Raw genomic sequence first — 24,672 nt, 5'->3', positions numbered from 1 at the left:
GTCAGCTCAGCGTCTCGTGTGCCGCCGGGATGGATCCCAGGCGTCCGGCCTGGAAGTCCTCGAAGGCCTGCATGACCTCGGACTTGGTGTTCATGACGAACGGCCCGGCCATCGCGATGGGCTCACGAATCGGTTTGCCGCCGAGGATGAATACCTCGAGAGATTCGGTCCGTGAATCCTGGCGATCGGAGGCGGCGACGGTGATGGAGTCACCGCGTCCGAAGACAGCTGTCTGTCCGACACGAATGGGCCGACGCTCTGCCCCGACCGTGCCTTCGCCGGCGAGCACGTAGACGATCGCGTTGAACTCGGGGTTCCACGGAAGCGTCAGGCTCGCACCCGGGGCCACAGTCGTGTGGGAGAGCGCGATCGGTGTGTACGTCGAACCGGGTCCGGCGTGGCCGGCGATGTCTCCGGCGATGACGCGTACCATGGCTCCGCCGTCCGGCGAGGAAAGCAGGGCCACCTTGTTACCGGTGATGTCCTGGTACCGCGGAGATGCCATCTTGTTGTCGCGAGGCAGGTTGACCCACAGTTGGACGCCGTGGAAAAGGCCGCCGCTGAGGACGAGGTGCTCCGGCGGAGTTTCGATGTGGAGGATGCCGCCACCCGCGGTCATCCACTGGGTGTCGCCGCCGCCGATAATGCCACCGCCACCGTTGGAGTCCTGGTGCTCCATGATGCCGTCGATCATGTAGGTCACGGTTTCGAAGCCGCGGTGCGGGTGCCACGGTGTGCCCTTGGGTTCTCCGGGTGCGTAGTTGACTTCGCCCATCTGGTCCATGTGGATGAAGGGATCGAGGGCGGAGAGGTCGATGCCGGCGAAGGCGCGGTGAACGGGAAAGCCTTCACCTTCGTATCCGACCGGTGCGGTGGTGATGCTCTTGACAGGGCGGTCGACTGCTGACTCTGCCGGCTCGTCGAGACGGGGCAGGGCCAAGATGTTCTCGACTGTCACAGCAGGCATGTCGTACTCCTTGTATCGGTGAAGCTGATCTCAGGTAGTTGATTGTTCAACTATCTCATTCGGAGTCAACAAAGTCGAGCCCCGGGTATTCCCGGGGCTCGACTGGTGTTCGGATCAGCGCAACATGCTGCCAAGGGTCTTTGCAGCTGCCATGACCTCGGCGCCCAGCGCTGCTTGGTCCTCGGAGTCGAAGACGGAAATTCCGAGGCTGGAGATGGCGTCGCGGCGTCGGCCGGGGATCACCGCCGAGATTCCCAGGACGGACGGGATGACCTCGCCGACGGTCACTGCGTAGCCGCGTGCGCGTGCCGCCGTCACTTCCTCTCGTTCCCCGCTCGTCGGCGGGAGTGAGGCAAGGATGGAAAGCCCGGCGGAGCCGCGGTCGATCGGATCGACCTGCCCTGGATGAAACGCGACGTGAACCTTGGCGCTGCGTGGTTCGACCACCATCAGCGCGCGCACTTCGGTATCGCTCTCGCGGACCACCAGGTGCGCTGTCGCCTCGGTGGCCTCGGCAAGTTCTTGAAGTATCGGGCGAGCGAGAGTGCGCAAATCCTGTTCCACCGGTTCGGCGAGGGTGACCAGGCCGGCGCCGAGAGTGACGCGCTTGAAGGAGTCCTTGCGGCACAGGTGATGAGCCTCGAGCGTGCGGATCAACCGATGTGCGACGGTTCGGTGGACTCCCACTCCGTCGGCGATGTCGGTGACCGACAAGCCGTGCGGATAGGACGTCAGGAGTTCCAGGATCTCGAGTCCGTGGTGCAGCGTTTTCGACATGCTGGAGTCCACTTGAACTGCGCTTTTGCGCGGTCGGTGTTCCTCGCTCAGCTCTGACATCAAATCCCTTTCTTGACGTTTGTGAGGTATGCCACCTACGCTTTGAACATATCGCACAGTGTGTGCGATTATCGCACACTTTACGGAGCTGCACAACCTTCGGGTGGATGCAGCACAGCGTGTTCGGAGAGAACCTTCATGAGCAACTGCAGCGTCGTGGCAACGGAGGACGTTGCCGCAATCCACCAGCTGTACGGCCGCCAGAGTCATTGCATAGACTCTGGGCGCCAGCAGGATTGGGCGCAGACATTCACCGATGGTGGTGAGTTTCATTCCCCCAGTTATCCGGAACCCGTGGTCGGTTTCGACGCCCTTGCGGCTTTTGCTGCTCGCTTCTTCGCGGCGGCGGAAGCTACCGACGAAGTGCATCGCCACGTTCTGACCAATCTCGTCGTCGAGGCGGTGGACGAGAGTGCTCTCACAGTGCACGGGTACCTGCAGATCGTTGCCACCGCTCGCGGCGGAGACTCGCGACTGGTGCGGATGACAACTGTCACAGATCACGTGGTTCGGGTCGGTGAGGAGTGGAAGATCGCCCGCCGCACCGTTTCCCGCGACGACGCGCCCCGAGCGTCCGAACAAGCTTGAAGTACCGAAATGTTTCTTGCACAACAATATTCAGTAGGAGAAGTACATCATGACCGAAAGCTCTGACCAGACGAACCCGGGCCGTACCGTTGTGACGCAGATGTCGGCGGTGTACCCGGAGTTGGCAGGCAAGGTCGCAGTGGTGACCGGCGCGGCTCAGGGTATGGGTGCGACGTTCGCCGAAGGACTGGCAACGCGCGGCGTACATGTCGTCGGCGCCGACATCAACGAAGAGCAGATGCTCGCCACGGCCGCACGAATCAACACGGACCTCGAATCGAATGCACTGGCGGACAAGCCGGGTCGCGTCGTCGGAGCTCGGGTCGACGTCACCAAGCCCGACGAGCATGAATTGCTTGCGCAGTTGGCGTTGAAGGAGTTCGGCCGGGTTGATTTCTGGATCAACAATGCGGGTATCTTCCCGTTTGCGCTGGCCGAGGAGATCACCCCGGAGCAGATCGGCGCAACGCTGAGTGTCAATGTCGAGGGAGTGCTCTACGGTGCTCAGGCGGCGGCACGTCACCTCGGTCCCGGCGGCGCCATCGTCAACATGTCTTCGGTGTCTGCGCTGCGTGTGCGGAAGGGGAGAGGCGCATACTGCACGTCGAAAGCTGCCGTTGCGCACCTCACGGAGTCTCTCGCAGTGGAGTTCGGCGACAAGGGTATTCGGGTCAACTCCATTGCACCCGGCTACATCGACACGGCGATGACGAAGTGGGTCCAGGAAGATCCGATCGCGCTCGCGAAGGCGCTCGACGCGGTACCACTGCATCGTCTGGGCTCGCCCGAAGAGGTCTTCGGCCCGCTGCTGTTCCTGCTCTCGGACAGCGCGCGTTACGTCACCGGGCACAGCATTGCGGTGGACGGTGGTTCGCGGCATGTCTGAGTCCACGACATATCCCGGCGTCGTTCTCGTTACCGGCGGTGCTGCCGGGATGGGGGCGCATCACGCGCGCACTCTCGCCGCGCGCGGTTCGCATGTCTGCATTGCCGATGTTTCGGATTCATCCGGCGTGGTCGACGACATCGTCGCCGCAGGCGGATCGGCGTCCGCTCATATTCTCGACGTCACCGATGTCGATGCCTGGGACCGGGTTGTCGACGAAATTCGCACCACCCGTGGGGAACTCGGCGGACTGGTCAACAACGCCGGCATCTCGCGTCGGCTCGAATTCATGGACACCCCGAACGACATCTGGGAACTGACCATGAAGATCAACCTCTTCGGCCCGTTCTACGGTATGAAGGCGGTGGCGCCGCTGATGCGCGAGAGTGGTGGCGGATCGATCGTCAACATCTCGTCCATCGCCGGTCAGATCGGATACTTCTCTCCGGCTTACTCGTCGAGCAAGTGGGGTCTGACCGGTCTGTCGAAGTCGGCCGCAGGTAACTTCGCGCAGTGGGGGATTCGCGTCAACTCGGTGCACCCGGGACTGGTCGGTACGGCGCTGCTCGGCGGCGCGAACGACTTCGTCGCCGCGTCACTGAAGTCGGTTCCCTTCGGACGCATGGGAACTCTCGACGAGATCACCGAAGCAGTGCTGTTCCTGCTCTCGAACAGTTCGACCTACACCACCGGTACGGAACTCACTGTCGACGGCGGGTTGGTGTCGAACGGTCTTTACCACCGCATCATCGCGGAGACTGGAGAACTTTCATGACCGAGCACTGGGACGTCGTTGTCATCGGTGGCGGCGGAGCAGGTCTCGCCGCTGCGGTGTCGGCAGCTGAAGAAGGCGCATCCGTTCTGCTGTTCGAATCCGAAACCGAACTCGGTGGATCCACCGCGCTGTCGGCCGGCATCTTCACGGCCGCCGGAACGAGCGTGCAGGCCGGCCTCGGCGTCGACGACTCGGCAGAGAAGTTCTTCCAGCACTACATGGACCTCAACCAGTGGATGCTCTCACCCGGATTGATTCGTGCGTTCTGCGAAAACGCCGGTCCGACACTGGAATGGCTCATCGGACTCGGCGTCGAGATTCCCGCGGCGATCTCGGGTAACGCTCACCAGCCGGGACTCGCCCAAGCCGGCGTCGAGGACGTCTGGCGCGGCCACGTGCCCAAGGACCAGGGATACGGACTGATTCAGGTGCTGGACAAGGCTCGTCGTAAGCACGGGATCGAGGTCATCTTCGGAACACGGGTGCAGAAGCTGATCGAGGAAGACGGTCGGGTTGTCGGCGTTGTCGCCGACGACATCGAGGTGCCTGCGGGCGCCGTCGTTGTTGCCTCCGGTGGATTCGCGCAAGATCCGGGTTTGGTGGAACGCCACTTCCCGGACGCGAACAAGGCCGGAGAGGCCTTGTTCGTCGTCGCAGCCGAGGGGAGCCGCGGAGACCATCTTCGTTTTGCCGAAGACCTCGGTGCTTCCCTGGCGGGCGACGGCTGGGGTCTGATGCTGCCCACCGTCTACTTCCAGCGATTCCACCACTGGCAGGCCGGCTTTCCGCCGAAGTCGCGGATCTACGTCAACCAGGACGGCCGTCGTTTCATGGACGAGGACAGCTCGTACGCGGTCTCGACCGGCATCATCGACCATCAGGGTGGATACGGTTGGATGATCTTCGACGAGAACGCTCGCGTGAATCTGGCTCCAGGATATGCGGATTGGAATCCCGAACGCATCGAGGAAGAAGTTGCCGCCGGTGGCACGATTCGTGCGGACACGATCGAAGACCTCGCAGTGGCTACGGGTGTTCCGGTTGCGACGTTGGCGCAAACCCTGCGTCGATGGAACGACCAACTGCCCAGCGGTCACGACGACGACTTCCTCCGCCATCGCACGTTGCGGAACAAGGGTGCCGTCGGCAATCCGGATCCTATTGCGACAGCTCCGTTCTATGCCGCGAAAATCCTTCCGGCAGAGCTCGTCTGTACGCATGCGGGAATGGAGATCAACACCGATGCGGCCGTGCTCGGCAGCACCGGAGTACCTATCGAGGGTCTGTACGCCGCAGGTGAGGCCGGCGCCGGAATCCTCGGACTGAGATACGTGGGCGGCGGCAATGCGGTTGCCAACGCTTTGACCATGGGCCGCGTAGCGGGACGTAATGCGGCGAATTACACCAGGACCAGCGCTGAGAGCGCACCGGTCCATTCCATCGCGCACTCCTGACGTCCGACGTCTGCGCGGCACCGAATCCAGTCAGTATCCAATCCAGGCAGGGAACAACATGTCAGAGAATGAGACCATGGCGAGAGCCGAATCCACCGAGGGCAGCAGCGTGGCAACCGAACGACAGTCGACGACGAAGGTAATTCGCGCGGCCATCGTCGGTACCGTCGTCGAGTACTACGACTTCGGTATCTACGGATACATGGCCACGACGATCGCCGCGCTGTTCTTCGTTTCCCATGACCCGAACGCAGCACTGCTCGGTACCTTTGCAGCATTCGCCGTGGCCTTCTTCCTACGCGTGCCCGGCGGCATCTTCTTCGGCCACATCGGCGACAAGTACGGCCGCAAGAACGCGCTGTCCTGGACCATCCTCCTGATGGTTCTCGCGACAGCCGGAATGGGCCTGCTGCCGACTTACGCCACGTTGGGTGTGTGGGCGACGTCCATCCTGGTTCTGGCTCGTTGCCTGCAGGGCTTCGCGGCCGGCGGTGAACTCGGCGGCGCCAACGCGTTCGTCTCCGAGTCCGCTCCCAAACGGTGGCGTGCGACGCAGACCTCGATGGTCAATACCGGCACCTACCTGGGTTCGCTGGCAGCTTCGCTCATGGCCCTCGGCCTGACGTCGGTGTTCTCGCAAGAGCAGATCCTCGAATGGGCTTGGCGTATCCCGTTCCTGCTCAGCCTGCTGATCGGTGGCATCGGTATCTGGATCCGCAGCCAGATGGAAGACACTCCTCAGTTCGAAGAACTGCAGGACAAGGGTGAGACCAAGAAGCTTCCCATCCGTGAGTTGCTCAGCACCTCCGGTGGCAGCGTCGTCAAGATCATCCTGCTGGGCGCACTCATCACCGGCGGTTACTACATCGCCTCGGTGTATGCCGCGACGTACCTGCAGACCACCGGCGGTCATTCGTCGCGCGTTGCTTTCCTTTCCACTTCTCTTGCACTGGTTCTCGGCGTCATCACGTTGCCGATCTCGGGATACATGGCAGATAAGTACGGGCGTCGGCCGGTGCTGTTCGCCGGTAGTGCCGCCGCAGTGGTTCTCGGAATCCCGATGTTCATGATGATGGCCGGTTCTGGCATCTGGCAGGCGGTTGTCGGTCAGTCGGTGCTCTTCATCTGCGTTTCCGTTGTCAACGGTGCTTCGTACGTGACCTATGTCGAAATGCTGAAAGCATCTGTGCGGTACAGCGGTCTGGCATTGGGTAACAACGTCACCAACATGTTCCTCGGTGGCACCGCGCCTTTCATCGCCACCTATCTCATCAGCTTGACCGGCAACTCTCTCGCTCCGGCTGGATACTTCGTCTTCTGTGCGGTGATCACCCTCGTCACGGTCTTCTTCATCGAGGAGACCAAGGGTGTTGAACTGCAGGTTGATTGATCATCGGGTAGAACAGGAGCCTGACCGTGTCCCTCGCTGACAAGCAAGAAATCACCGAAGTTCTGTATCGCTACGCTCGGGCCGTCGATCGGAAGGATTTCGACAGCGTGGCCCTCTGCTACTTCGACGACGCGATAGACAACCACGGTGGTTACATCGGAACCGTCGATGGGCTGATCGAAGACATGAAGCTCAGACACAAGACGATCGACTCGTCGATTCACTGCATTTCCAACATACTGATCGACGTCAACGGCGATGTCGCTCATTGCGAGTCGTACTGTTTGTGCTTTCTGCGGCAAGAGCGTTCCGGTACGGATACGGTGCAGACGCTTGCGACGATCAAATGCCGTTACGTCGACAGGTTCGAAAGGCGCCATGGTGAATGGCGAATCGCCGATCGGATTGTCGTGTTCGACGAATCCCGTGAAGACGTGATCGAGAACATCCTGTCCACGGACTGGGTGACGCAACGTCGATCCTTCGACGATCCGGTGTACACCAGGACGCCTTGACCAGTAGTGCAGACGAAGGCCTTCACACACATCGTGTGTGAAGGCCTTTCGCCTGTTCACTTCTCGTGTCAGCCCAATGCGCCTGGTGCGGCGACCTCGGTCAAACGGCCGTCCGAGAGCCTGAGCCAGCGTTCGACCTTGACCTCGGCCAGGAATCTCTCGTCGTGGCTGACCACCACGAACGCCCCCTGATATGCATTCAGGGCACTTTCGAGTTGAGCAACGCTCACCAAGTCGAGGTTGTTGGTCGGCTCGTCGAGAAGAAGCAGCTGCGGGGCCGGATCGGCGAAGAGAACGCACGCCAATGTAGCCCGCAGTCGTTCACCGCCCGAGAGTGCAGCGACGGGAAGATGAGCACCCGCACCCCGAAAGAGGAAGCGCGCCAGGATGTTCATGCGTTCCGGTGCCGGTAGGCCTGGAGCAGACAAGGCAAAGTTCTCTGCGACGGTGCGTGCGGGGTCGAGTAGGTCGAGCCTCTGCGACAGGTATGCCACTCGACCGTCGGCTCGCGTGATCTCACCGGAAGTCGGCGCCACATCCCCGTTGACGATGCGTAGCAACGTCGACTTTCCGACGCCGTTCGGCCCGGTCAACGCGATACGCTCCGGTCCTCGAATGACCAGGTCGATTCCGGAGTCGGCGAAGATCGCATGATCACCGAACGCGAATTGCATTCGCTCACCGAGGAACACCGTCCGGCCGGCGGGTACATGTGTGCCAGGCAATTCGAGTGAAATCGTCTGGTCGTCTCGAAGAGCGCGGCCCGCTTTGTCGAGTCGGTCCTTCGCCGCGTCGACCCGGGCGAGGTGTGTCTCGTTGGCCTTGCCTGCCGACTCCTGAGCATTGCGCTTCATGGTCCCCGCAAAGATCTTGGGCAAGCCCGCGTTCCCGAGATTGCGGGCAGCGTTACTTGCGCGTCGCGAAGCACGTTCTCGGGCCTGCTGCAGTTCGCGCTTCTCGCGCTTGACCTCTTGCTCGGCGTTGCGGATGTTCTTCTCCGCCACTTCGCGAGCCGAGCGTGCCGCGGCTTCGTAGTCGGTGAAATTGCCACCGTAGAAGCTGATCTCGCCGCTGTGAAGTTCGGCGATGCGGTCCATGCGGTCGAGTAGTCCTCGATCGTGACTGACCACCAACAGACAACCACTCCAGTCGTCGAGAACGTCGTAAAGCCTGCGGCGCGCGTCCAGGTCGAGGTTGTTGGTGGGTTCGTCGAGGAGAAGGACATCGGGGCGTCGCAGGAGTTGCGCCGCCAGTCCGAGCGAGACGACCTGCCCGCCGCTCAGAGTGTCGAGGCGACGATCGAACGTCATGTCGGCCAAACCGAGTCGACCGAGTTGGGCTCGCGTTCGTTCCTCGATATCCCAGTCGGACCCGATTGTCGTGAAGTGTTCTTCTCGTGTGTCCCCGGATTCGACTGCGTCCAACGCAGCGAGCGTCGGGGCGATGCCCAAGACCTCGGCAATGGTCAGATCGCCCGTCAGTGGCAGGTCCTGCGGAAGGTATCCGAGAACGCCGTCGACGGACACACTGCCGGCGCGCGGCCGCAACTGGCCGGCGATCAATCTGAGCAGAGTGCTTTTCCCGACGCCGTTCTGGGCCACCAGCCCGGTTCGGCCGCCGGGCACGGTGAATGACAATTCGTCGAAGACCGGAGTGTCGTCCGGCCAGGCAAAAGACAGATTCGAGCAAACGATGTAGGTATCGGACATGAATAGACCTCAGGTGTTGTGCGGGCGCGGCAACGCTGCTCCGCAAGGAGTCGGGTAAGTGAACGACAACATGGCCACGACGGCAGCGCTCCGAGGCGTCTGCCGGTGGCCGTCATGCCCGGTTTTATCCGGAGATGTCGAGTTCACCAACCATGTCTGATCCTTTTTGGTCTGTGTCGTTTCATCCGACGATAACAGGAGCCGGTATCTACATACGAGCAATACCGGCGCAGAGAAGTTCGACCAGTCGTCGATACACCCGATCCGGGTCGGTGCCGGCCGGTTGTCCCTCTACCGATTCGAGGATGCAGAAGCCGTGCAGCGCACTGCGAAGAGACCACGCCGCCTGCTCCGAATCATCCGGGCTCAGACCGTATCCCGCGATCACCTTGTTGATGACGTCGACCACCTCGCCGACGGCGGAGACCAGATCGGGATGCGGAGCAGTGGGGTAGCGGTCGGTGATGGCGTAGAGCCCGGGGTGTACTCGGACGAACGCACGCCATGCGTCCGCGAGCGCCATGACGGCGTCGTCGCGCGAGAGACCGACCGCGGCGGCACGCAGTTGTTCGGCGAGAAGGCTGCGTGCGAGGAGGCTGAGTTGATGGTGGACGTCGTCGACCCCGTCGACGTGTTTGTACAGGGCTGACTGCCGGACGTCGAGGGTCTCGGCGAGTTGACTCAGTACCAGAGCGTCGGCGCCTTTGCTGTCGACGAGATCGGCTGCGGCAGCGATCACGCGTTCACGGGTAACCGGAGTTCTCATGCACGCATCTTCCCTGTATGACAGGCTTCGCGTCGGTGATACATTATCACCATGAGTGATGAAGTATCGCCGCGCGAGCCGTCCGGCGATCAACTACGCCGTCGTGACCTGCGCGTAGTCGTCACCGGTGCATGCATCCTCGGGTTGACCTCGGTGCTCTACGAACTCTCAGGAGTGTCTCCGTCGACGGGTGCATTCTTTCGGTGTCTCTATGCGCTCATCCCTCTCGGCATGCTCGTGCTCGTTCAGCGTCGTCGGTCACCCCGGCCTTCGGTCTCGGCGCCCTGGATCGTGAAGTCTCTACTTGCCGGCGCGTTCCTCGGAATCGATCTGGTGCTCTGGCACGAGTCGATTCATTCGATCGGGGCAGGTCTTTCGACTGTGATCCTGAATTTGCAGGTGCTGTTCGTCGCAATCCTCGGCTACGTTGTCCTGCGCCAACGGATCGGCCGGGAACTGGTCGCCAGCCTTCCGTTGCTCTTTGTCGGAGTTGCTCTGGTAGCCGGGACGAGCACAACGCTCACCGGGTCGAATCCTGCTGTCGGAGTGTCGTTTGCCGTGATCGCCGCAGGCGCGTACGCGGTCTACATCTTCCTCATGGGTCTGGCTACTCGGGCGGCGGGCAGAACGGCGTTGCCGATGTTCGTCTCGACGGGAGCCACTGCCCTCACGGCAGGTGCATACGGCCTCGTGAGTGGAACTTTGGATCTGACCCCTTCGCTCGTAGCTCAAGGCTGGCTTGTGCTGCTCGCGTTGGTATCTCAGGTGATCGGGTGGCTGCTGGTAGCCAGCGCCAGTCAGCGTCTGCCTGCAAGTGCAGTCGCCGCCAGCCTCGTGTTGCAATCGGCGTCAGCACTGTTGTTCGGCGCGGTGATGCTTGCGCAGACCCCAACTCTCGTCCAACTTGCGGGTGCCGGAATGATTTTGGCCGGAGTGGTTGTGGCGACGCGGATACCCGCGAAGAAATCCTCGACGACTGTTGTCGGAAAACGAATGGAGACAAGCGTATGACCACTGCGGCTGACCACATCTACATCAACGGCGACATCAGGGCCATGGACGGTGCGGTCGGCGACAACGCGACCGCTGTGGCAGTCAAGGACGGCAGATTTGTCGCCCTCGGAACTGACGCCGAGATCTCGGCGCTGACCGATTCCGAAACCTCCGTTGTCGATCTCGCCGGAGCGGTGGTTGTGCCGGGGTTCATCGAGACGCACCTTCATCCGATGATGTGGGGTTTGATGCTCAGTGGGGTCGACGCAACGACGAATACGTGCCCGACCATCGAGAAGTTGATCACGGCGTTGGCCGCGCGGGCCGCGATCACACCAGTTGGCGAGCCCATCGAAGCGTGGGGCTTCGACGACAGCCTCGTGGCGGAAGATCGAGGCCTGACCGCGGTTGATCTGGACAAGGCTTCCACCGATCATCCGATTCTGGTGCGGCACTTGTCTGCTCACGGAATCTATGTCAACTCGGTCGCACTGGAGAAGGCCGGGATCGATGCCACCACGGTCGATCCGGAAGGTGGTGTCATCGTTCGGGACAGCGACGGTGTACCCACCGGTGAACTGTGCGAGGTTCCGGCAATGTCTCTGGTGCACGGACTTGTTCCGGATATGAACCCGGATGCGTCCAAGATCGCGATGCTGCGGGCGCAGGAAGTCATGGCGTCGGTGGGCGTGACGAGTTTCCACGACATGTACGTCACGGCCGAGATGTACGAGGCGTACCGGCAACTCGACGCCGATGGTGACTTGAGGCTGCGTGCGCGCCTCTATCTCGGCCACGGGGTTCACGATCAGTTGGGTGAACTCGCCGATCCGACCGAGCGAGTTCGTGTGGGCGGCGTCAAACTCATTTCGGACGGGTCGATTCAGTTGCACACCGCTGCGCTGACCGCGCCGTACCACGATCTGGGCGGATGCCACTGCGGCGGAATGGCAATCCCGGCAGGTGCGCTCGGGGCACTCGTCGAGGAACATCACGCTGTCGGCCGACAGGTTGCGATTCATACCAACGGTGATCAGGCCATCGATTTTGCATTGGACGCAATTGCAGCGGCACGGACGGCGCACCCGGACATCGAAGTTTCGCATCGACTCGAGCACGTTCAGACGTTGCGGGAAGATCAGATCGCGCGGATGGTCGAACTCGGGGTGGTGGCGTCGATCTTCGTGAACCACGTCTACTACTGGGGTGACCGGCACCGCGATCGTTTTCTCGGACCGGGTCGCGGCGAGCGGATCAGCCCCGTGGCGTCGGTCGTGGCGGCGGGGCTTGCCTACGCGCTGCATTGCGACTGCCCTGTCACTCCAGTGAAACCGCTCTTCACGATGAACACCGCCGTACATCGTGTGACGCGAGAAGGTCATGTTCTGGGTGCGGAGCAACGGGTTTCCGCGTCCGAGGCGCTGGCCGGCTACACAAGCGCAGCCGCTCGTCTCACCGGTGAGTCATCGGACAAAGGTCGGATAGCGGTGGGACTTTTGGCGGATTTTGTTGTGCTCGACGGAGATCCGCTGCGCAGCGATTCGACAGACTTGAATGAACTGTCGGTCCTGCGCACGGTTGTCGGAGGTGAGACCGTCTTCGGGGCGTAGATGCTCGTCGTTTTACCTTGGGATTGGGTGCCGGTAGTCAACTCCTTACCGGCTTCGCAACTGTAGATGCACGTGGGCCGGGGAGCGAATTTGCTTCCCGGCCCACAGCTTTGGATGCAGAACGGGCAGTCGCGATTCGATGGTCGGACAAAGTTATTGGTGGAGTGCTGGTTTCGGAGCGCGCGAGAGTTTGTCCTGGCCGGCCGATCCGGCGGGGCGCAGCGATCGATGGCGCCCGTGTCCGTGGCGCTAGTGGACGAAATGCGGGGGTCTCGAAACGGCTCGATCCTTCTGTTTGCTCGAGGGTCGCTGTTCTCGGCGAGTTCGTTCGTGGATTCCCGGACATACCAAGAGTATCTAGAACTTGTTCTTGTTTGGATCGGAATGAATCGCCCGTTCGATCGCAGAACACTTTTTGGTAAATAGTTGCGATGCACAGCTAACTATTTCTAACGGTACTGGTCAGGGTGCAGAATTAGCCCTTGAGGGATGTCGAAATTCCTTCTGAACGTTTGACCAGTAAAACCGCCACAAAAGCTGATACGTGTGATAAAAATTGATCCGAAGCGGAGCGGTTGCTATGTATGAGCGAGGGCATGCACAGCGTCACGGTTCGGCTCGCAAGCTTTCTGCAACATGTTTGGCACCGATAGCGGATGTACCTCGTTCCGCCATCTCTTCACCCAATGCCCGGCAACGGGACAGACGAAATGAGTCTTCACATGCCTCGATTTTTCCCGGTCGGGGACGGACGAGAATCCCGTCTCCCCCGGCGCGCCGCTGCTGTGTTGGCGGCTCTGCCGGCTGCACTGCTCCTCGCGACCTCGGGTGCGCTGCTTGCACCTGGTAGCGCCGCGGCCGCCCCGGGCGACGACATCACTGACCAGTGCCTGGAGATGTCCCAGAACGGTGGACCCTGGGTGAAGCCGGCGGCCTTCGATCCCAGTGGAACCGACTACATCCCGATCCCCGGTGACGAGGGCACGCAGTTGACCTTCAACGTTCGTAATGTCTGCGACCTTCCTGCCACGCTCACTCTTTTCAGTGAGAGCTGGTCCGTCTCGGGCGGCGGCACTGCGACAGTGCGGGGCAAGCTCGACGGCCAGGTCGGCCAGCAGTTCGTGATTGGACCGAATGCGAATTCGTCGACGCGGATCGAGCTGGTGAAAACGCCTCTCGCGCAGAACGCCAACGTGATGGCTGGTTTCATGATCGGCATCCCTGCCGGCGAAGTTTTGCAGGGATACGAGATCAACCCCGGCTGGGGTCTGGTCCTGGTGGAGGGCGAGCCTGCCGTGGTCGCCCCGAGTGCTCCGACCGACTTGTCTCTGGGCGCCGCCGAAGTAGAGGCGGGTACACCCGTCAAGGTCTCCGGCAAGGCAGAGCCGAACAGCACCGTCACCGTCACCGGAGGCGGCGCCACCTGCACCGCCACCGCGGATACGAGTGGGAACTTCAGCTGCAACCTGACGATCACCACGCCCGGCAGTCATCCGATCACCGCCACTGCGACAAATGAGGGTGGGACCAGCCCGGCCTCTACCGCGGTGACGGTGAAGGTCACGGCGAAATCCACCGATCCAGGTGGCAGCAGCAGCGGTTCGCTCGGAAGTAGCACCGGTTCGCTCGGAAGTCTCGACCTGTTCGGCAGCCTCGGCGGATAACCACTCCGGCCCAACCGGCCACTTAGACCTCGCGATGCGCGGGGCGATCTCGACCATCTCCGCGCATCGCCAACCTTCTCGGTCACCGAATTCAATTCGGCGGCTTCATTTCCCATGCCCCTTCCTGGGGCTGTTTCACCGGAGTGCACATCCGCACGGCCCGGGCTCAACCAAGCGCGTCGGATGTCCCGCCGCGAACTGCACAGGAGGAATACCAGATGAACAAGACCACAAAGGGTGCCATCGCCGCTGGTGCGGCTGCCGTTCTGCTCGCCGGCGGTGCCGGAACCATGGCCGCGTGGAACTCGTCCACCAACGGTGGCGCTCCGCAGACGGTTGGCGCCGGTTCGCTGTCGGTCGAGCAGGTCGGCGCCGGCGTGTGGAAGTGGGCAAACGGCAGTACCTTCAATCCCGCGAGCGACCTGATTGTGCCCGGTGATGTCGTCACCTACACCGCGAACTACAGCATCGACCTCGTTGGGACGAACCTGAAGGCGAAGTTGACGCCTTCGCTCACGGGGGTCACCGGAGACCTCGTCACGCTGAATCAGCTGACCGTGGCCCCGGCTAGTGGCACCGTGACTACATACACCGCCGGCCTGGATCAGGCGGCAACGTTCACGACCACCATCACATTCAACGCGGGGGCCGCGGGCGACAACACCGGTCAGACGAAGACCGCCAGCCTCGCCGGCGGCGCGGTCACCCTCGAGCAGACGCTCAACTAAGCCAAAGAAGGTCACGTGAAGACCCAGTACAAATGGGCGATCGCAGCGTCGTCGGTTCTGCTCATCGGGTTCGTCTCGGTGCAGCAGACCGGCGCGCTGTGGCGCGATACCGCAGAATCGACCGGCGGCACTATCCAGGCAGGCATGCTCGATATCTCTGCCGGCGGTGAAGGGGTCAAGCAGTTCAACCTCGATGGGTTCAAGTTGGACAACAAGGGCCCGGGCGACAGCATTCAGATGCCTCTGCCGGTGATCAACTCCGGCAACGTGCAGATGAACTACGTGCTTTCCGATGTTGTACTCAACGGCGCGACCCCACCGCCGCTGAGCCTGCGCGTGGCCAAGGTAGCCAACGAGGCGGCCTGCACCGCCACTGGCGACGTGGGCACTGAGCTCTACAACGGTGCCATGGACGGCGCGGCCTTTTCCGAACAGCTGGTTCCGGCCGGGCAGATGCAGGTGTTGTGCCTGCGGGCCACGCTGGGCCAGGGCGCGGCAGCGAGCCAGCAGTCCAACGCGACGTTCACTTTCGACGCAAGCTCAGTGAGCCAGTCATGACCGTCACCGCGAGAAGCCGGCGTGCAGGCGAACGTGCCGAGTATCGACCCCGGCACAGCGCACACGTGGAAACATCTGAGCGGCAACATGATCCCGAACAAGGCGGAGACGACAAGACCACCCTATGGTGGTGGACTCGCACCATCGTCTCGTGGGTACTGCTGCTGCTGATGGTCGGCATTCTCGCGGTGATGGTCGTTATCCCTCGACTCACCGGCTCCACCGCGTACACGGTTCTCACCGGTTCGATGGAACCGACCATGCCCCCTGGCACGCTCATCGTGGTCAAGCCGACCCCCAACGAGGATCTGACCACCGGGGACGTGATCACGTTCCAGCCCGTCTCGGGCGATCCAGCGGTGGTCACCCACCGCATCGAAGGCATCTATTACACGGGGGAAGGGGAGCGTCGCATCCACACTCGCGGCGACAACAACCCCGTCGCCGACTCGTGGTCGCTGGTGCCCGAGCAGATCCGTGGTCGGGTCATCTACTCGGTGCCGTATCTGGGCCGGGTGAACTCGGTGATCAACGGGCAATCGCGTTCGATTCTCACCACAGGCGTAGCTGCGGGCCTGGCTGTATATGCCGTGTGGATGGTCGTCAGTGGCATCCGCGACAAGCGGGGCAAGGCCGGTGACGACGAAAGTGGCACAGACCCGACTCTTTCCGGCCCTGAACTCGGCGCGCCGGTATTGCCCGCCGATCCATCGGCACCAACCTCCGAATCGAAATAGGACAGCAGAATGTCTACAGAACAGAAATCGGGCGGCGACGCGCGTCTCGGGGCGCGGATGCGAAGCCGTCTGGGCGAGACCGGTTGGATACGGACCCGGGCCGTGCTCTCACTGGGCATGGTCCTGGGCCTCGGAGCGGTCGGCACGATGGCGGCGTGGTCCGATAGCGCTACTGCGACCACCGGCATGTTCAGCACTTCGTCGGTCCAGCTGAAAGTCGACAACCAGCGGCCCGCACACCAATTCACCGAACTCAAGCGCAACAGCATGCTGCCAGGCCAGAGTGAGGCCGGGGCATTGACGGTTCAGAACACCGGAACGGCCAACTTCCAGTGGGCGGTATCGGCAACGGCCACTGGCTCGTCCGCGCTGATCGGGAAGCTCAAGGTTTCGCTACATCAGACCGGCGCCAACGACGGCAGTACCTGTTCAGGACCGATCATCGGGACGCAGCAAGCGTTCTCCGGGAACCCGACACTCGTCTCTGGCCGATCACTCGCTGCCGGTGTTTCGGAGCAGGTGTGCATCAAGGTGACCGTCGATTCGACCGCGGGTCAGACGGAGCAGTTCAAGATCGCCGATCTGGGCTTCAACTTCACCGCAACGGGGCAGTGATCATCGCGATGGACAGCACCGATGAGGAGGTGAGCGTGGGACGCAGTCGTGGCAAGGAAATTGCCTTGAATGTGGCTGCGGTCGCCGGGCTCATCTGCATAATCGCCACTCTCGCGTCCCTGATATTCGGGATCAAACCGCTGGCGTTTCGCTCGGGTTCGATGGAACCTGCAATTTCCACCGGTGCGCTGGCGCTGGCGAAGACCGTGCCTGCAACTGAACTGGCTGTCGGCGACGTGATCAGCGTCGACAACGACCAAGGCGTGCGCATCACCCACCGTGTAGTCGAACTCGAATCGGCAGGAGCGGACACCGTGCTCGCCACGCTCAAGGGCGATGCCAACAATGTGGCTGATCGACTGCCCTACACCATCACCGAGGCCGACCGAGTGTTCATCAGCGTCGGTGCGCTCGGCTATGTCGTTGCTTGGCTTTCCAGCCCGCTCGCAACCTTCCTCGGCGGCGGATTGGTAGGCGCGGTGCTGGTCATCGCATTTGGACGAACTAAAGACCGGCGTCTGGAGAATGCCCGCGCCGCCACTACAAATGACGCCCGCGTCGATGCTGACGAAACCTGCGGGGAGCTTCAGGAGGCTCATAATGATTGAAATGCGTCGGGCTAGCACCCGCATGAAGTCGCTGCGGTCGTTGATCGCAATCGGTGGCGCTGCTGCAGTGGCTTTCGGCCTGGCTCAGGCCAGCGGGACGTTGGCCAATCCAACTGACGTGGTCAATTCGACTGGTGCACAGGTGGCGACGGGCAACTTCTATCCGACTCCGTTGACCTCGACTGTGAACTGCTCGACGTCGGGAGGAGCCGACCTATTGGGACGTAGAGCAAACCTGAGCTGGCCCGCGGTTCCAGGTGTCACGGGGTACAAGGTGGTTTTCGTGAGGAAATCCGATCCGAGCTACATCGTTCGAACGGATAATCTGTCGGCGAGCCAAACGTCCATCAGTGGAATTACCCATGGCAGTCGCAATGTGATGTGGGCGCGGGTCTACACCGTGAACGGGCCGGCAATCTCATCTGGTTTCATGTCGTCTGTCGAGATAACCCATAAGGACCTCGTAAGTAACAGGACCGAATGCGAGGGTAATCGTGGTCCGCAATTGGCTAACCAGGCCTGGGAAAATACCAACACCTGGAATCCGGCGACACCGGCACCCAACGGGGCGAACCCTCTGAGCAGGATGCAGGCCGAAGCGATGGTGCCGAACGAGCCTGATGCGTTGGAGACGACCACCACCCAAGCTCCGTCCACGAGCGAGACCGCCAATCCGACAACGTCTACCGAGCGGACCAGCACAACGGAGGCCACGACCACGACGGCACCGAGCACGACAACTCCGGCACCGACCACCCCGGAAACCACGTCGCCGGAGACCACCCCCTCGGCTGATCCGAAGCCGGTTCTGACGGACACAGTCGAGAGTGGCGGCCTCACCGGCGGCTGGACTGCAGGTGGTAACAAGGTTGCAGTGGTCGACGCCGACGGCAACGAACTCGCAAGTGGCCGTGTCGAATCGGGTTCCACTCTGCACTGGTACGACGGCCAGTTGTGGATTGTCGGGGCAACCGAGGTCTACCGCATCATGGAGTCACCGCAGGACGGCACGTGGAAGTTCTACAAGGACAGCGGGCAGAACATGCCTGACTTCGGGTAGCGGCCAATCACTCGACGTCTGGACTGTGCCCCCGAGTTTCCGGACCCGGGGGCACAGTCGTAGCGCCGCATGTTCCGACGGTGTCGGGCAATCAGGTAACCGGCTGGTCGCCCGCTGGAGAGGTTTCGGCCGCCCGTGAACTGGATAAACCAACTGCAGACGGCAACGACGTGTAGAGATGCCTGAAGCGTTCGCAGTGGATTGGCACTTATTCGGGGCTTGAGTTATCTTACTGCAAAGTAATTTTATGGTGTCGACGTCGATCGGGGCGATGCCGACCTGAGTACAGGGATAGACATGCGGATGAACCTGGGGGCAGGTGTTCGGCGACGTCGTTGGGCGCGCGACGTATTGGCAGCCGCGACGGCATGTGCGCTGGCGATGTCCGCGTTGCTCTCGGTACAGATTTCAGCGTCGGCGTCCGAGCTGGACGAGTACGTGAATTTGCCTTTGGTGAATCGGAATGCCGAACACGGTCCGGGCGGTGTCCATCCCGCGTTGCCGACTGATCTCGGCACCTTGCAGGCCCTTGTGGAAGAAGCCCGCGCCAGTGGTCGCAGTCCGGAATCCTATGCGGCCTTGCTGTTTCAGTATCGATTGGTCGCTGCCACGGAAGCCGCCGGAATCGATCTCTCATCGTGGAATCCGCGCGCCGGAGTGTCGGCTAATCGCACGAACCTGGTGAAGTCGTACCGCTACTACGAGGATCTGCAACTCGGTCACCCGGAATTGCAGTGGGCGGGCATGGGCGGACAGGTTGGTGCGGACTTCGGCGGGGGACTGATCGACTTCGAACTGATGGCGGACATGTACTCGTTTCCGAATCTGCAATATGTTGCCAATTCGATAGTTTCTCAGGTCACGGATCAGGTTGGCGTGCAAGCGCTGAACCAATTGCCGGCAGGGCTGCGCGCACTCGCCGCGGTGGGCAGGAACGTCACAGCGGACGACTTGGATTATGTGCTGGGGATGATCCTGGTGATGCAGAAGAACATCTTCTCGGATCTGATGCCGATGCATCAGGCATACGTGGATGAAGGACTTCCCGCGCTGGAAGAAATGCAGAGTGCCGGAATGTTCGGTCAGGATGTCATGGACGCCTGGCGTGATGTAGCTTCCGGCGATTCGAATCGGATTGCACGTGGGAACGTAGCACTGCTCCAACGTGAGCAAGGGGTGATCATCCGCGACCAGTGGGATACCGTGCGCGCATACAAAGGTGATGTGGGAGAAGCGATCACCTACGCATCGACCGTTGCCGGCTCGCCCTCGGTCGCCGGCGTGGTCCCGCCTCGCTCGTTCCGGCCCCTCGAGTTCACGACGACACTTGCCGACGGACGCACCGCGACAGTGACACTGCCCCTCCCGGATTGGAACTGGTCGGTGTACGAGGACCGGTGGGACTACATCACCTCACAGCTCTTGCCGAAGTACCGAGCGATGGTCGAAGAAGATTGGCCACGGCTCGTAGCCACATTGAGTGTTCCCTACGAAATTCAATTGGAGAGTCACCGCCCGATGGTGACCCTCCCACAAACGCTCGAATCGGCCCTCTCCAGTTTGAAAGTGACGGTTCAGTGATGTCGTCGGCGACATTCCGAAGGTTGGCGCCGCTGGTAGCGCTGACCGTTGCGCTGGTCCTGCCAGCAACGGCTGGAGCTGAGGTGCCGGACAGTGATGCCCCGAAAGACGTGCAAACTCCTGTATCCGAGGAGTTTCGAACCGACACCCCAACTCTGGGAGAGGTATTCAACGGGTTCACCGTCGGTGCTTTCAGTTCGGGGGAATTCGCATCCCAAGAGGAGATCTTCACTGCACTCACGCCCGATGATCCGTTTTACGACGAGCCGGTGTTGACCGGCGCCGAGCGTCCCGGTGATCTCCTGAAGTCGAAGAAGGTGGATGTACTGTTCACCGGATACAAACCGGGACAGCTCGACGCCTACAAGATCATGTATGTCACAACCGGAATCGACGGTTCGACGCCGGTAGTGAGCACTGGAATCATGATGATCCCGATCGACGGAACGCCGGCGTCGGAGAAGAAGATCATCAGCTATCAGGAGGCCAACGACAGCGTCGGCGGCTACTGTCATCCGAGTTCACACTGGACCGGCGGCGATCCGCTGGACGGCGCCTCCTGGTCGGCCTTGGGTCCGCTGGCGCTGATGTTCGGAAAAGGTTATGCCGTAGTAATTTCCGACGTCGGGAACAACGGAGACCGTGATCCCCACGGGGTCTTCGCGGGTAAGTTCGCGGGGCACGCGCAGTTGGATGCTGTGCGCGCAGCATTTCAGCTGCAGGATTCCGAGCTGAATCCGGATGCGGAGATTGCGTTGTTCGGAATCGCTGGTGGTGGAGTCGGTTCGGCATTCGCCGCCGAATCTGCGCAGTCCTACGCGCCGGAACTCGATATCGTCTCGACAGTCCTCGAGGGCATGGTGATCAAGCCCCGAACATTCATGGAGACAACAGATTCCTCGGTCGGCGCAGGCTTCGGATTTGCGACGCTCCTCGGTCTCGAACCGTGGTATCCCGAGATGAAGTTGAACGACAAGCTCAATCCCGTGGGCCGAGCGATTGCCGACGTGTACCGGGATGAGTGCCAGATGCCGGCGTACTTCACGCTTCCGTTCGTACCGCTGGCGAGCCTTTTCGAGCCGGGGATCGATCCGATCACAGAACCCAGTTTCCAGCGCGCGTACGACGACAACGTACTGGGCCACGGTGCTCCGGCGTCGAAGGTATTGATAACGTCGTGCGCAAAGGACGACTCCCCGATGTCACTTGTACCGGCAGCTGATGCGCGAGAACTGGCGGACACGTACAGGAGTGGAGGGACCGACGTGAGCTACCAGCCCACCGACTGCAGTATGGACCGCGCATTCACGGATCCATACGGTTGGGGAACTGATCTGTTCGGAATGCAGACGATCGACTGGATAGCCCACAATTTCGACAACTGAGTGAAACTATCCGGTGACAGCGAGACGCAAACTCTGATGGCGGCGTACGAACATGCTGGGGACCCAACGGGGTGGGGATTCGGAATCGATTGTGAAGTGCGCACTGTTTTCGAGAAGGACTGCGATCGCGATCTTTGCTTCCAGACGAGCCAGCGCGGCCCCGACACAGAAATGTGCTCCTTTACCGAAGGCGAAATGCGCTCGGGGATTGACCCTGTCGAGGTTCATCACCTGTGGTTCGGTGAATGACTCAGGATCGCGGTTCGCCGAGCCCCACAGCAGTATGAGGTGACTGCCGGCAGGTAGCGCCACGTCGCCGAGTGTTGTGTCCGCGTTGACATGTCGGTGATGTCCGCGAAAGGGTGACTCGAGCCTGAGCGTTTCTTCCAGGAACGCACCCACGAGTAGAGGGTCCTCGCGCAGCTGCGTCTGCATCTCAGGGCGCTCGGCGAGCAACCGTGCAGAGTTGGCGATCAGTCCGGCGGTCGATTCGCCACCCGCACCGACGAGTTGCACCAACATCAGCACGGCCACGTCTTCGCTGAGTTCGCCTGCGTCACAGCAACGGACGAGGTCTCCGAGTAGATCATCCACCGGGTGAGCCCGTGCCTCACGAAACTTGCTGTAGAGGTACCCGGTGAGTTCGGCCGCCGAGGTGACGACGCCTGTCAACCGTTCTGCGGTCACGATGCCGCTGAGAAGTTCGGTGCTGTCGTACGACCACGCCAGCAATTGGGGGACGTCGTGTGCCGGCAGGCCGATCAGCGTGGCAACCATCTGCAGCGGCAGCGTGTCCGCTACCGACGTGACCCATTCGATCCGTCGACCGTCGAAGCCGTTGTCCCACAACTGCTGCGTGTACTCGGTCATCACCGGCTCGAGTGCTCGTATACGTTTGGCGACCAGTGTCGGCAAGACAAGTTTGCGCTGGTGTTGATGGTCGGGCTCGTCGGCAGTCGCGAGAACGTGAACAGCTTGGCCGCCGCCGTTCATGTCGAAGGTCACGGCCGAACCGTCCGGTGTACGAACCAGCACGCCGGTGAGGTTGTTGGAGAAGTCGTCGGTACGGGAAACGGCTTCGGTGACCAATTCCCACGTGGACACCAGATAGAAGTCGGTATCAGGAATGCGGTACACGGGGTGCCGGCGCCGGAGTACGTCGTATAGCGGGTACGGGTCGTCGATGTTCGACGGCAGGAAAGGGTTGATGTCGAGCGTCGATAGTGTCACGAAGGGAAGATTTCACGGCCGTCGAGGAGAAGTCAACAGGTGGAAAATGCCTCTGAACTGGCATTTTGAGAAAATCTCACGCACTTCAACCCCCTCGTACTTCTCCCAGTTCAGAGGCTCGCGGCCTTCCGTAGCCTTGAGATTTCTGATTGAATCTGTCTCAGAGTGAGACGAGGTGACGGAGAGTGACCGGTGCAAACGAGCGCCGCGCCGCCGACTGGTTGGCCGGCGGTAACCGCCGTGAACTCGCAACCGAGCGCATCTTCGCGGCTGCGGCAGAGCTGATTCGAGAACAGGGATTCGATCGGTTCAACGCCGACGACGTCGCTGCCCGCGCAGGCTGTTCGAGGGCAACGCTCTACCGCTACGTAGGTGGCAAGTCCGCGATCCGCGAGGGGTTGTTGTCACGAGGCGCGGCATCCGTGGCGAGCAAGGTCGCGACTGCCGTCGAATCACTGCACGGCGACGAGCGCATCGTGGAGTCGATCCTCGTCGCCGTCGACGCGATCAGATCCGACGCTGCCATGAGCCACGGCCTTGCGGCAGCGCGGGCCAACGGAATCGACGAGTATCTCGTGTCCTCGCCGTTGCTCCCGCGTACTGCACTGGAACTTGCAGGATTGGATCCTGAAGGTCAAGAGTCGCAGTGGGTGGTTCGGATCGTGTTGATGCTGTTGGCGTGGCCTCTTGCAGACAGGGCCGCCGAACGAGGGATGGTCGAGTCGTTCATCTACTCCTGAGCGGGATTCCGTGTTCGTGAACGGTGCATCGGATCGTCGCTGCTGTAGACGGTTCGGTTCATTGCTTCATTCCTCGGCTCGGTACTCTGAGCTTGTCCGCTGCCGCGAAGGAGAGAGTCACGATGGTCGTACGCAGGCCCCGCGACCGTAAGCAGCAGATTCTTGCGGCTGCAGGTGAGCTTTTCCGTGAGCACGGTTATCACAACGTGTCTGTCGCTCAGGTGGCTGCTGCAGTTGGAATCACGGCACCTGCGCTCTATCGGCACTTCAAGAACAAGCCGGATCTCCTCTACGCCGCGGTCAACACAGGCATCGAATCGCTCTACGATCGGGTCGCAGGTGCCGAGGATCTGAAAACACTGATCACCGAACTTGCGGCATCGGTGTCCAAACGTCGGGGTCTGTCGCTCCTGTGGCAGCGAGAGGCACGCTATCTGCCTGACGAGCAACGAGAGGAAATGCGTTCGACCCTCAAGAGTGCAGCTTCGCGCGATGCAGTGCTGATCCGAATTGAGCGTCCCGACCTCGACGAGGAAGACAGCTATCTGCTCGCCTGGGCTGTCATCGCAGTCTTCAACAGTGTGTCTTCGCATCGAGTGTCCTTGCCGAGGCGTCAGATGGAACTGCTGCTTGTCGAGTTGGCAGACCGCGCTGCATACGCGGAACTTGGTCGCTCAGAAGTGAAAGTCGTGGCGGCAACGGGTCACCTGCCCGTTGTGATACCCAGACGTGAACTCTTGTTGACCGAAGCAATTCGGCTGTTCGACGAGCGTGGATATCAAGCAGTCAATACCGAGGACATCGGTGAGGCTGCAGGGACGACAGGCCCGAATGTGTACAACCACTTCGATGCCAAGATCGACCTGCTGATCTCCGCGGTCGCGAGGGGCGGCGAGCGTCGCCGGCTCGGCGTTGCACAGGCTCTCGGCGCCGCAACCGGCCCGGAGGACGCGCTGTCCGGATTGCTTGCCGCACATATCGATTTCGCGATCAACGAGCGTCATTTGATCGGGTTGTTGATCAGCGAACTCGACCAATTACCGGACAAGTTCCGCCGCACGTGTGAACAGAATCAACGTGAGTACGTCGCGCTATGGGTCAAGATGCTCGAAGAAGTCCGTCCGGGCCTCGAGTCCGCCACCGCCAGGATCACCGTCAATGCCACTTTGACAGTTGTGGAGAACGCCGTCCGAATCGGCCGGCTTCGCCGTCGCGACGACCTGTCGGACAGACTCTTCGAGATCGGCTGCGCCCTGCTGCTGGGCGCATGAAAAAT

General features: G+C 61.4%; 24 protein-coding genes. 19 read left to right on the top strand and 5 right to left on the bottom strand.

Annotated features, from left to right (window positions below):
- Position 1: 1 nt before the first annotated feature.
- Positions 2–967: a pirin family protein gene (locus BH682_RS24020; RefSeq protein WP_075834332.1), complete on the bottom strand. Its 966-nt coding sequence runs from the start codon at positions 965–967 to the stop codon at positions 2–4.
- A 114-nt stretch (positions 968–1,081) separates the two neighbouring features.
- Positions 1,082–1,804: an IclR family transcriptional regulator gene (locus tag BH682_RS24015; protein ID WP_003939719.1), complete on the bottom strand. Its 723-nt coding sequence runs from the start codon at positions 1,802–1,804 to the stop codon at positions 1,082–1,084.
- 138 nt (positions 1,805–1,942) lie between these two features.
- Here BH682_RS24015 and BH682_RS24010 point away from each other — a divergent pair, with 138 nt between their 5' ends.
- The 6 genes from BH682_RS24010 to BH682_RS23985 all read left to right on the top strand — a co-directional run bounded on the left by BH682_RS24010 (position 1,943) and on the right by BH682_RS23985 (position 7,412).
- Positions 1,943–2,392, top strand: a complete 450-nt coding sequence (locus BH682_RS24010; RefSeq protein ID WP_075834330.1) for a nuclear transport factor 2 family protein — start codon at positions 1,943–1,945, stop codon at positions 2,390–2,392.
- Positions 2,393–2,441: 49 nt separating this feature from the next.
- Complete coding sequence (locus tag BH682_RS24005; protein ID WP_075834328.1) at positions 2,442–3,278, top strand: SDR family NAD(P)-dependent oxidoreductase; 837 nt, start codon at positions 2,442–2,444, stop codon at positions 3,276–3,278.
- On the top strand, positions 3,271–4,053 hold the full coding sequence (locus BH682_RS24000; protein ID WP_039973229.1) for an SDR family NAD(P)-dependent oxidoreductase: 783 nt from the start codon (positions 3,271–3,273) through the stop codon (positions 4,051–4,053). The genes BH682_RS24005 and BH682_RS24000 overlap by 8 nt, the downstream gene beginning before the upstream one ends.
- Positions 4,050–5,507 (top strand): FAD-dependent oxidoreductase, encoded by a 1,458-nt coding sequence (locus BH682_RS23995; RefSeq protein WP_003940616.1) that lies wholly within the window; start codon positions 4,050–4,052, stop codon positions 5,505–5,507. Before BH682_RS24000 ends, BH682_RS23995 begins: the two co-directional genes overlap by 4 nt.
- A 76-nt stretch (positions 5,508–5,583) precedes the next feature.
- The gene (locus BH682_RS23990; RefSeq protein WP_047271225.1) at positions 5,584–6,897 is read left to right on the top strand and encodes an MFS transporter; all 1,314 of its coding nucleotides are present in this window, start codon (positions 5,584–5,586) and stop codon (positions 6,895–6,897) included.
- 26 nt (positions 6,898–6,923) lie between these two features.
- Positions 6,924–7,412, top strand: a complete 489-nt coding sequence (locus tag BH682_RS23985) for a nuclear transport factor 2 family protein (protein ID WP_007731425.1) — start codon at positions 6,924–6,926, stop codon at positions 7,410–7,412.
- 68 nt (positions 7,413–7,480) lie between these two features.
- Here BH682_RS23985 and BH682_RS23980 read toward each other — a convergent pair whose 3' ends face one another.
- Together BH682_RS23980 and BH682_RS23975 are read right to left on the bottom strand one after the other, a co-directional pair.
- Complete coding sequence (locus tag BH682_RS23980; RefSeq protein WP_075834325.1) at positions 7,481–9,121, bottom strand: ABC-F family ATP-binding cassette domain-containing protein; 1,641 nt, start codon at positions 9,119–9,121, stop codon at positions 7,481–7,483.
- 208 nt (positions 9,122–9,329) lie between these two features.
- Positions 9,330–9,887 carry a TetR/AcrR family transcriptional regulator gene (locus tag BH682_RS23975; protein ID WP_021332048.1) on the bottom strand — a complete coding sequence of 186 codons (558 nt, stop codon included), beginning with the start codon at positions 9,885–9,887 and terminating at the stop codon, positions 9,330–9,332.
- Positions 9,888–9,938: 51 nt separating this feature from the next.
- Here BH682_RS23975 and BH682_RS23970 point away from each other — a divergent pair, with 51 nt between their 5' ends.
- From BH682_RS23970 to BH682_RS23920, 11 genes are all read left to right on the top strand, one after another.
- Positions 9,939–10,898, top strand: a complete 960-nt coding sequence (locus tag BH682_RS23970; protein ID WP_058226217.1) for a DMT family transporter — start codon at positions 9,939–9,941, stop codon at positions 10,896–10,898.
- A complete protein-coding gene (locus BH682_RS23965) occupies positions 10,895–12,490 on the top strand; it encodes an amidohydrolase (RefSeq protein WP_075834323.1) in 1,596 nt (531 codons plus the stop codon). The genes BH682_RS23970 and BH682_RS23965 overlap by 4 nt, the downstream gene beginning before the upstream one ends.
- A gap of 722 nt (positions 12,491–13,212) precedes the next feature.
- Positions 13,213–14,154, top strand: coding sequence for an Ig-like domain-containing protein (locus tag BH682_RS23960; RefSeq protein WP_083954757.1), 942 nt, complete (start codon positions 13,213–13,215; stop codon positions 14,152–14,154).
- Between the two features lie 218 nt (positions 14,155–14,372).
- Positions 14,373–14,882, top strand: coding sequence for an alternate-type signal peptide domain-containing protein (locus BH682_RS23955; protein WP_019745196.1), 510 nt, complete (start codon positions 14,373–14,375; stop codon positions 14,880–14,882).
- Positions 14,883–14,897: 15 nt separating this feature from the next.
- On the top strand, positions 14,898–15,440 hold the full coding sequence (locus BH682_RS23950; RefSeq protein WP_019745195.1) for a hypothetical protein: 543 nt from the start codon (positions 14,898–14,900) through the stop codon (positions 15,438–15,440).
- A 65-nt stretch (positions 15,441–15,505) separates the two neighbouring features.
- The gene (locus tag BH682_RS23945; protein WP_223304718.1) at positions 15,506–16,177 is read left to right on the top strand and encodes a signal peptidase I; all 672 of its coding nucleotides are present in this window, start codon (positions 15,506–15,508) and stop codon (positions 16,175–16,177) included.
- A gap of 9 nt (positions 16,178–16,186) precedes the next feature.
- Entirely contained in the window at positions 16,187–16,792 is a 606-nt protein-coding gene (locus BH682_RS23940; protein ID WP_021332053.1) for a SipW-dependent-type signal peptide-containing protein, read from the top strand.
- A gap of 8 nt (positions 16,793–16,800) precedes the next feature.
- The gene (locus BH682_RS23935; protein ID WP_075835456.1) at positions 16,801–17,400 is read left to right on the top strand and encodes a signal peptidase I; all 600 of its coding nucleotides are present in this window, start codon (positions 16,801–16,803) and stop codon (positions 17,398–17,400) included.
- Between the two features lies 1 nt (position 17,401).
- Complete coding sequence (locus BH682_RS23930; RefSeq protein WP_223304716.1) at positions 17,402–18,460, top strand: hypothetical protein; 1,059 nt, start codon at positions 17,402–17,404, stop codon at positions 18,458–18,460.
- A gap of 297 nt (positions 18,461–18,757) precedes the next feature.
- Positions 18,758–20,041: a hypothetical protein gene (locus tag BH682_RS23925; RefSeq protein WP_083954717.1), complete on the top strand. Its 1,284-nt coding sequence runs from the start codon at positions 18,758–18,760 to the stop codon at positions 20,039–20,041.
- Positions 20,041–21,426, top strand: coding sequence for a lipase family protein (locus BH682_RS23920; protein WP_411561153.1), 1,386 nt, complete (start codon positions 20,041–20,043; stop codon positions 21,424–21,426). The genes BH682_RS23925 and BH682_RS23920 overlap by 1 nt, the downstream gene beginning before the upstream one ends.
- A gap of 6 nt (positions 21,427–21,432) precedes the next feature.
- Here BH682_RS23920 and BH682_RS23915 read toward each other — a convergent pair whose 3' ends face one another.
- Entirely contained in the window at positions 21,433–22,656 is a 1,224-nt protein-coding gene (locus BH682_RS23915; RefSeq protein WP_050654810.1) for a cytochrome P450, read from the bottom strand.
- Between the two features lie 185 nt (positions 22,657–22,841).
- On the opposite strand from BH682_RS23915, the gene BH682_RS23910 reads away from it, so the two are divergent.
- Entirely contained in the window at positions 22,842–23,396 is a 555-nt protein-coding gene (locus tag BH682_RS23910; protein ID WP_021332060.1) for a TetR/AcrR family transcriptional regulator, read from the top strand.
- A 122-nt stretch (positions 23,397–23,518) separates the two neighbouring features.
- Complete coding sequence (locus tag BH682_RS23905) at positions 23,519–24,667, top strand: TetR/AcrR family transcriptional regulator (protein WP_190287682.1); 1,149 nt, start codon at positions 23,519–23,521, stop codon at positions 24,665–24,667.
- Positions 24,668–24,672: the final 5 nt, after the last annotated feature.

Origin of the sequence: Rhodococcus sp. YL-1 (assembly GCF_001942025.1) — a bacterium.
GTDB classification, from domain to species: domain Bacteria; phylum Actinomycetota; class Actinomycetes; order Mycobacteriales; family Mycobacteriaceae; genus Rhodococcus_F; species Rhodococcus_F qingshengii.
This window is presented reverse-complemented; position numbering and strand designations above follow the sequence as displayed.

Coding starts and splice junctions, on each gene's coding strand:
- BH682_RS24020 (WP_075834332.1), bottom strand. CDS start 967: ATGCCTGCTGTGACAGTCGAGAACATCTTGGCCCTGCCCCGTCTCGAC.
- BH682_RS24015 (WP_003939719.1), bottom strand. CDS start 1,804: ATGTCAGAGCTGAGCGAGGAACACCGACCGCGCAAAAGCGCAGTTCAA.
- BH682_RS24010 (WP_075834330.1), top strand. CDS start 1,943: ATGAGCAACTGCAGCGTCGTGGCAACGGAGGACGTTGCCGCAATCCAC.
- BH682_RS24005 (WP_075834328.1), top strand. CDS start 2,442: ATGACCGAAAGCTCTGACCAGACGAACCCGGGCCGTACCGTTGTGACG.
- BH682_RS24000 (WP_039973229.1), top strand. CDS start 3,271: ATGTCTGAGTCCACGACATATCCCGGCGTCGTTCTCGTTACCGGCGGT.
- BH682_RS23995 (WP_003940616.1), top strand. CDS start 4,050: ATGACCGAGCACTGGGACGTCGTTGTCATCGGTGGCGGCGGAGCAGGT.
- BH682_RS23990 (WP_047271225.1), top strand. CDS start 5,584: ATGGCGAGAGCCGAATCCACCGAGGGCAGCAGCGTGGCAACCGAACGA.
- BH682_RS23980 (WP_075834325.1), bottom strand. CDS start 9,121: ATGTCCGATACCTACATCGTTTGCTCGAATCTGTCTTTTGCCTGGCCG.
- BH682_RS23975 (WP_021332048.1), bottom strand. CDS start 9,887: ATGAGAACTCCGGTTACCCGTGAACGCGTGATCGCTGCCGCAGCCGAT.
- BH682_RS23970 (WP_058226217.1), top strand. CDS start 9,939: ATGAGTGATGAAGTATCGCCGCGCGAGCCGTCCGGCGATCAACTACGC.
- BH682_RS23965 (WP_075834323.1), top strand. CDS start 10,895: ATGACCACTGCGGCTGACCACATCTACATCAACGGCGACATCAGGGCC.
- BH682_RS23960 (WP_083954757.1), top strand. CDS start 13,213: ATGCCTCGATTTTTCCCGGTCGGGGACGGACGAGAATCCCGTCTCCCC.
- BH682_RS23955 (WP_019745196.1), top strand. CDS start 14,373: ATGAACAAGACCACAAAGGGTGCCATCGCCGCTGGTGCGGCTGCCGTT.
- BH682_RS23940 (WP_021332053.1), top strand. CDS start 16,187: ATGTCTACAGAACAGAAATCGGGCGGCGACGCGCGTCTCGGGGCGCGG.
- BH682_RS23935 (WP_075835456.1), top strand. CDS start 16,801: ATGGACAGCACCGATGAGGAGGTGAGCGTGGGACGCAGTCGTGGCAAG.
- BH682_RS23930 (WP_223304716.1), top strand. CDS start 17,402: ATGCGTCGGGCTAGCACCCGCATGAAGTCGCTGCGGTCGTTGATCGCA.
- BH682_RS23925 (WP_083954717.1), top strand. CDS start 18,758: ATGCGGATGAACCTGGGGGCAGGTGTTCGGCGACGTCGTTGGGCGCGC.
- BH682_RS23920 (WP_411561153.1), top strand. CDS start 20,041: ATGTCGTCGGCGACATTCCGAAGGTTGGCGCCGCTGGTAGCGCTGACC.
- BH682_RS23905 (WP_190287682.1), top strand. CDS start 23,519: ATGGTCGTACGCAGGCCCCGCGACCGTAAGCAGCAGATTCTTGCGGCT.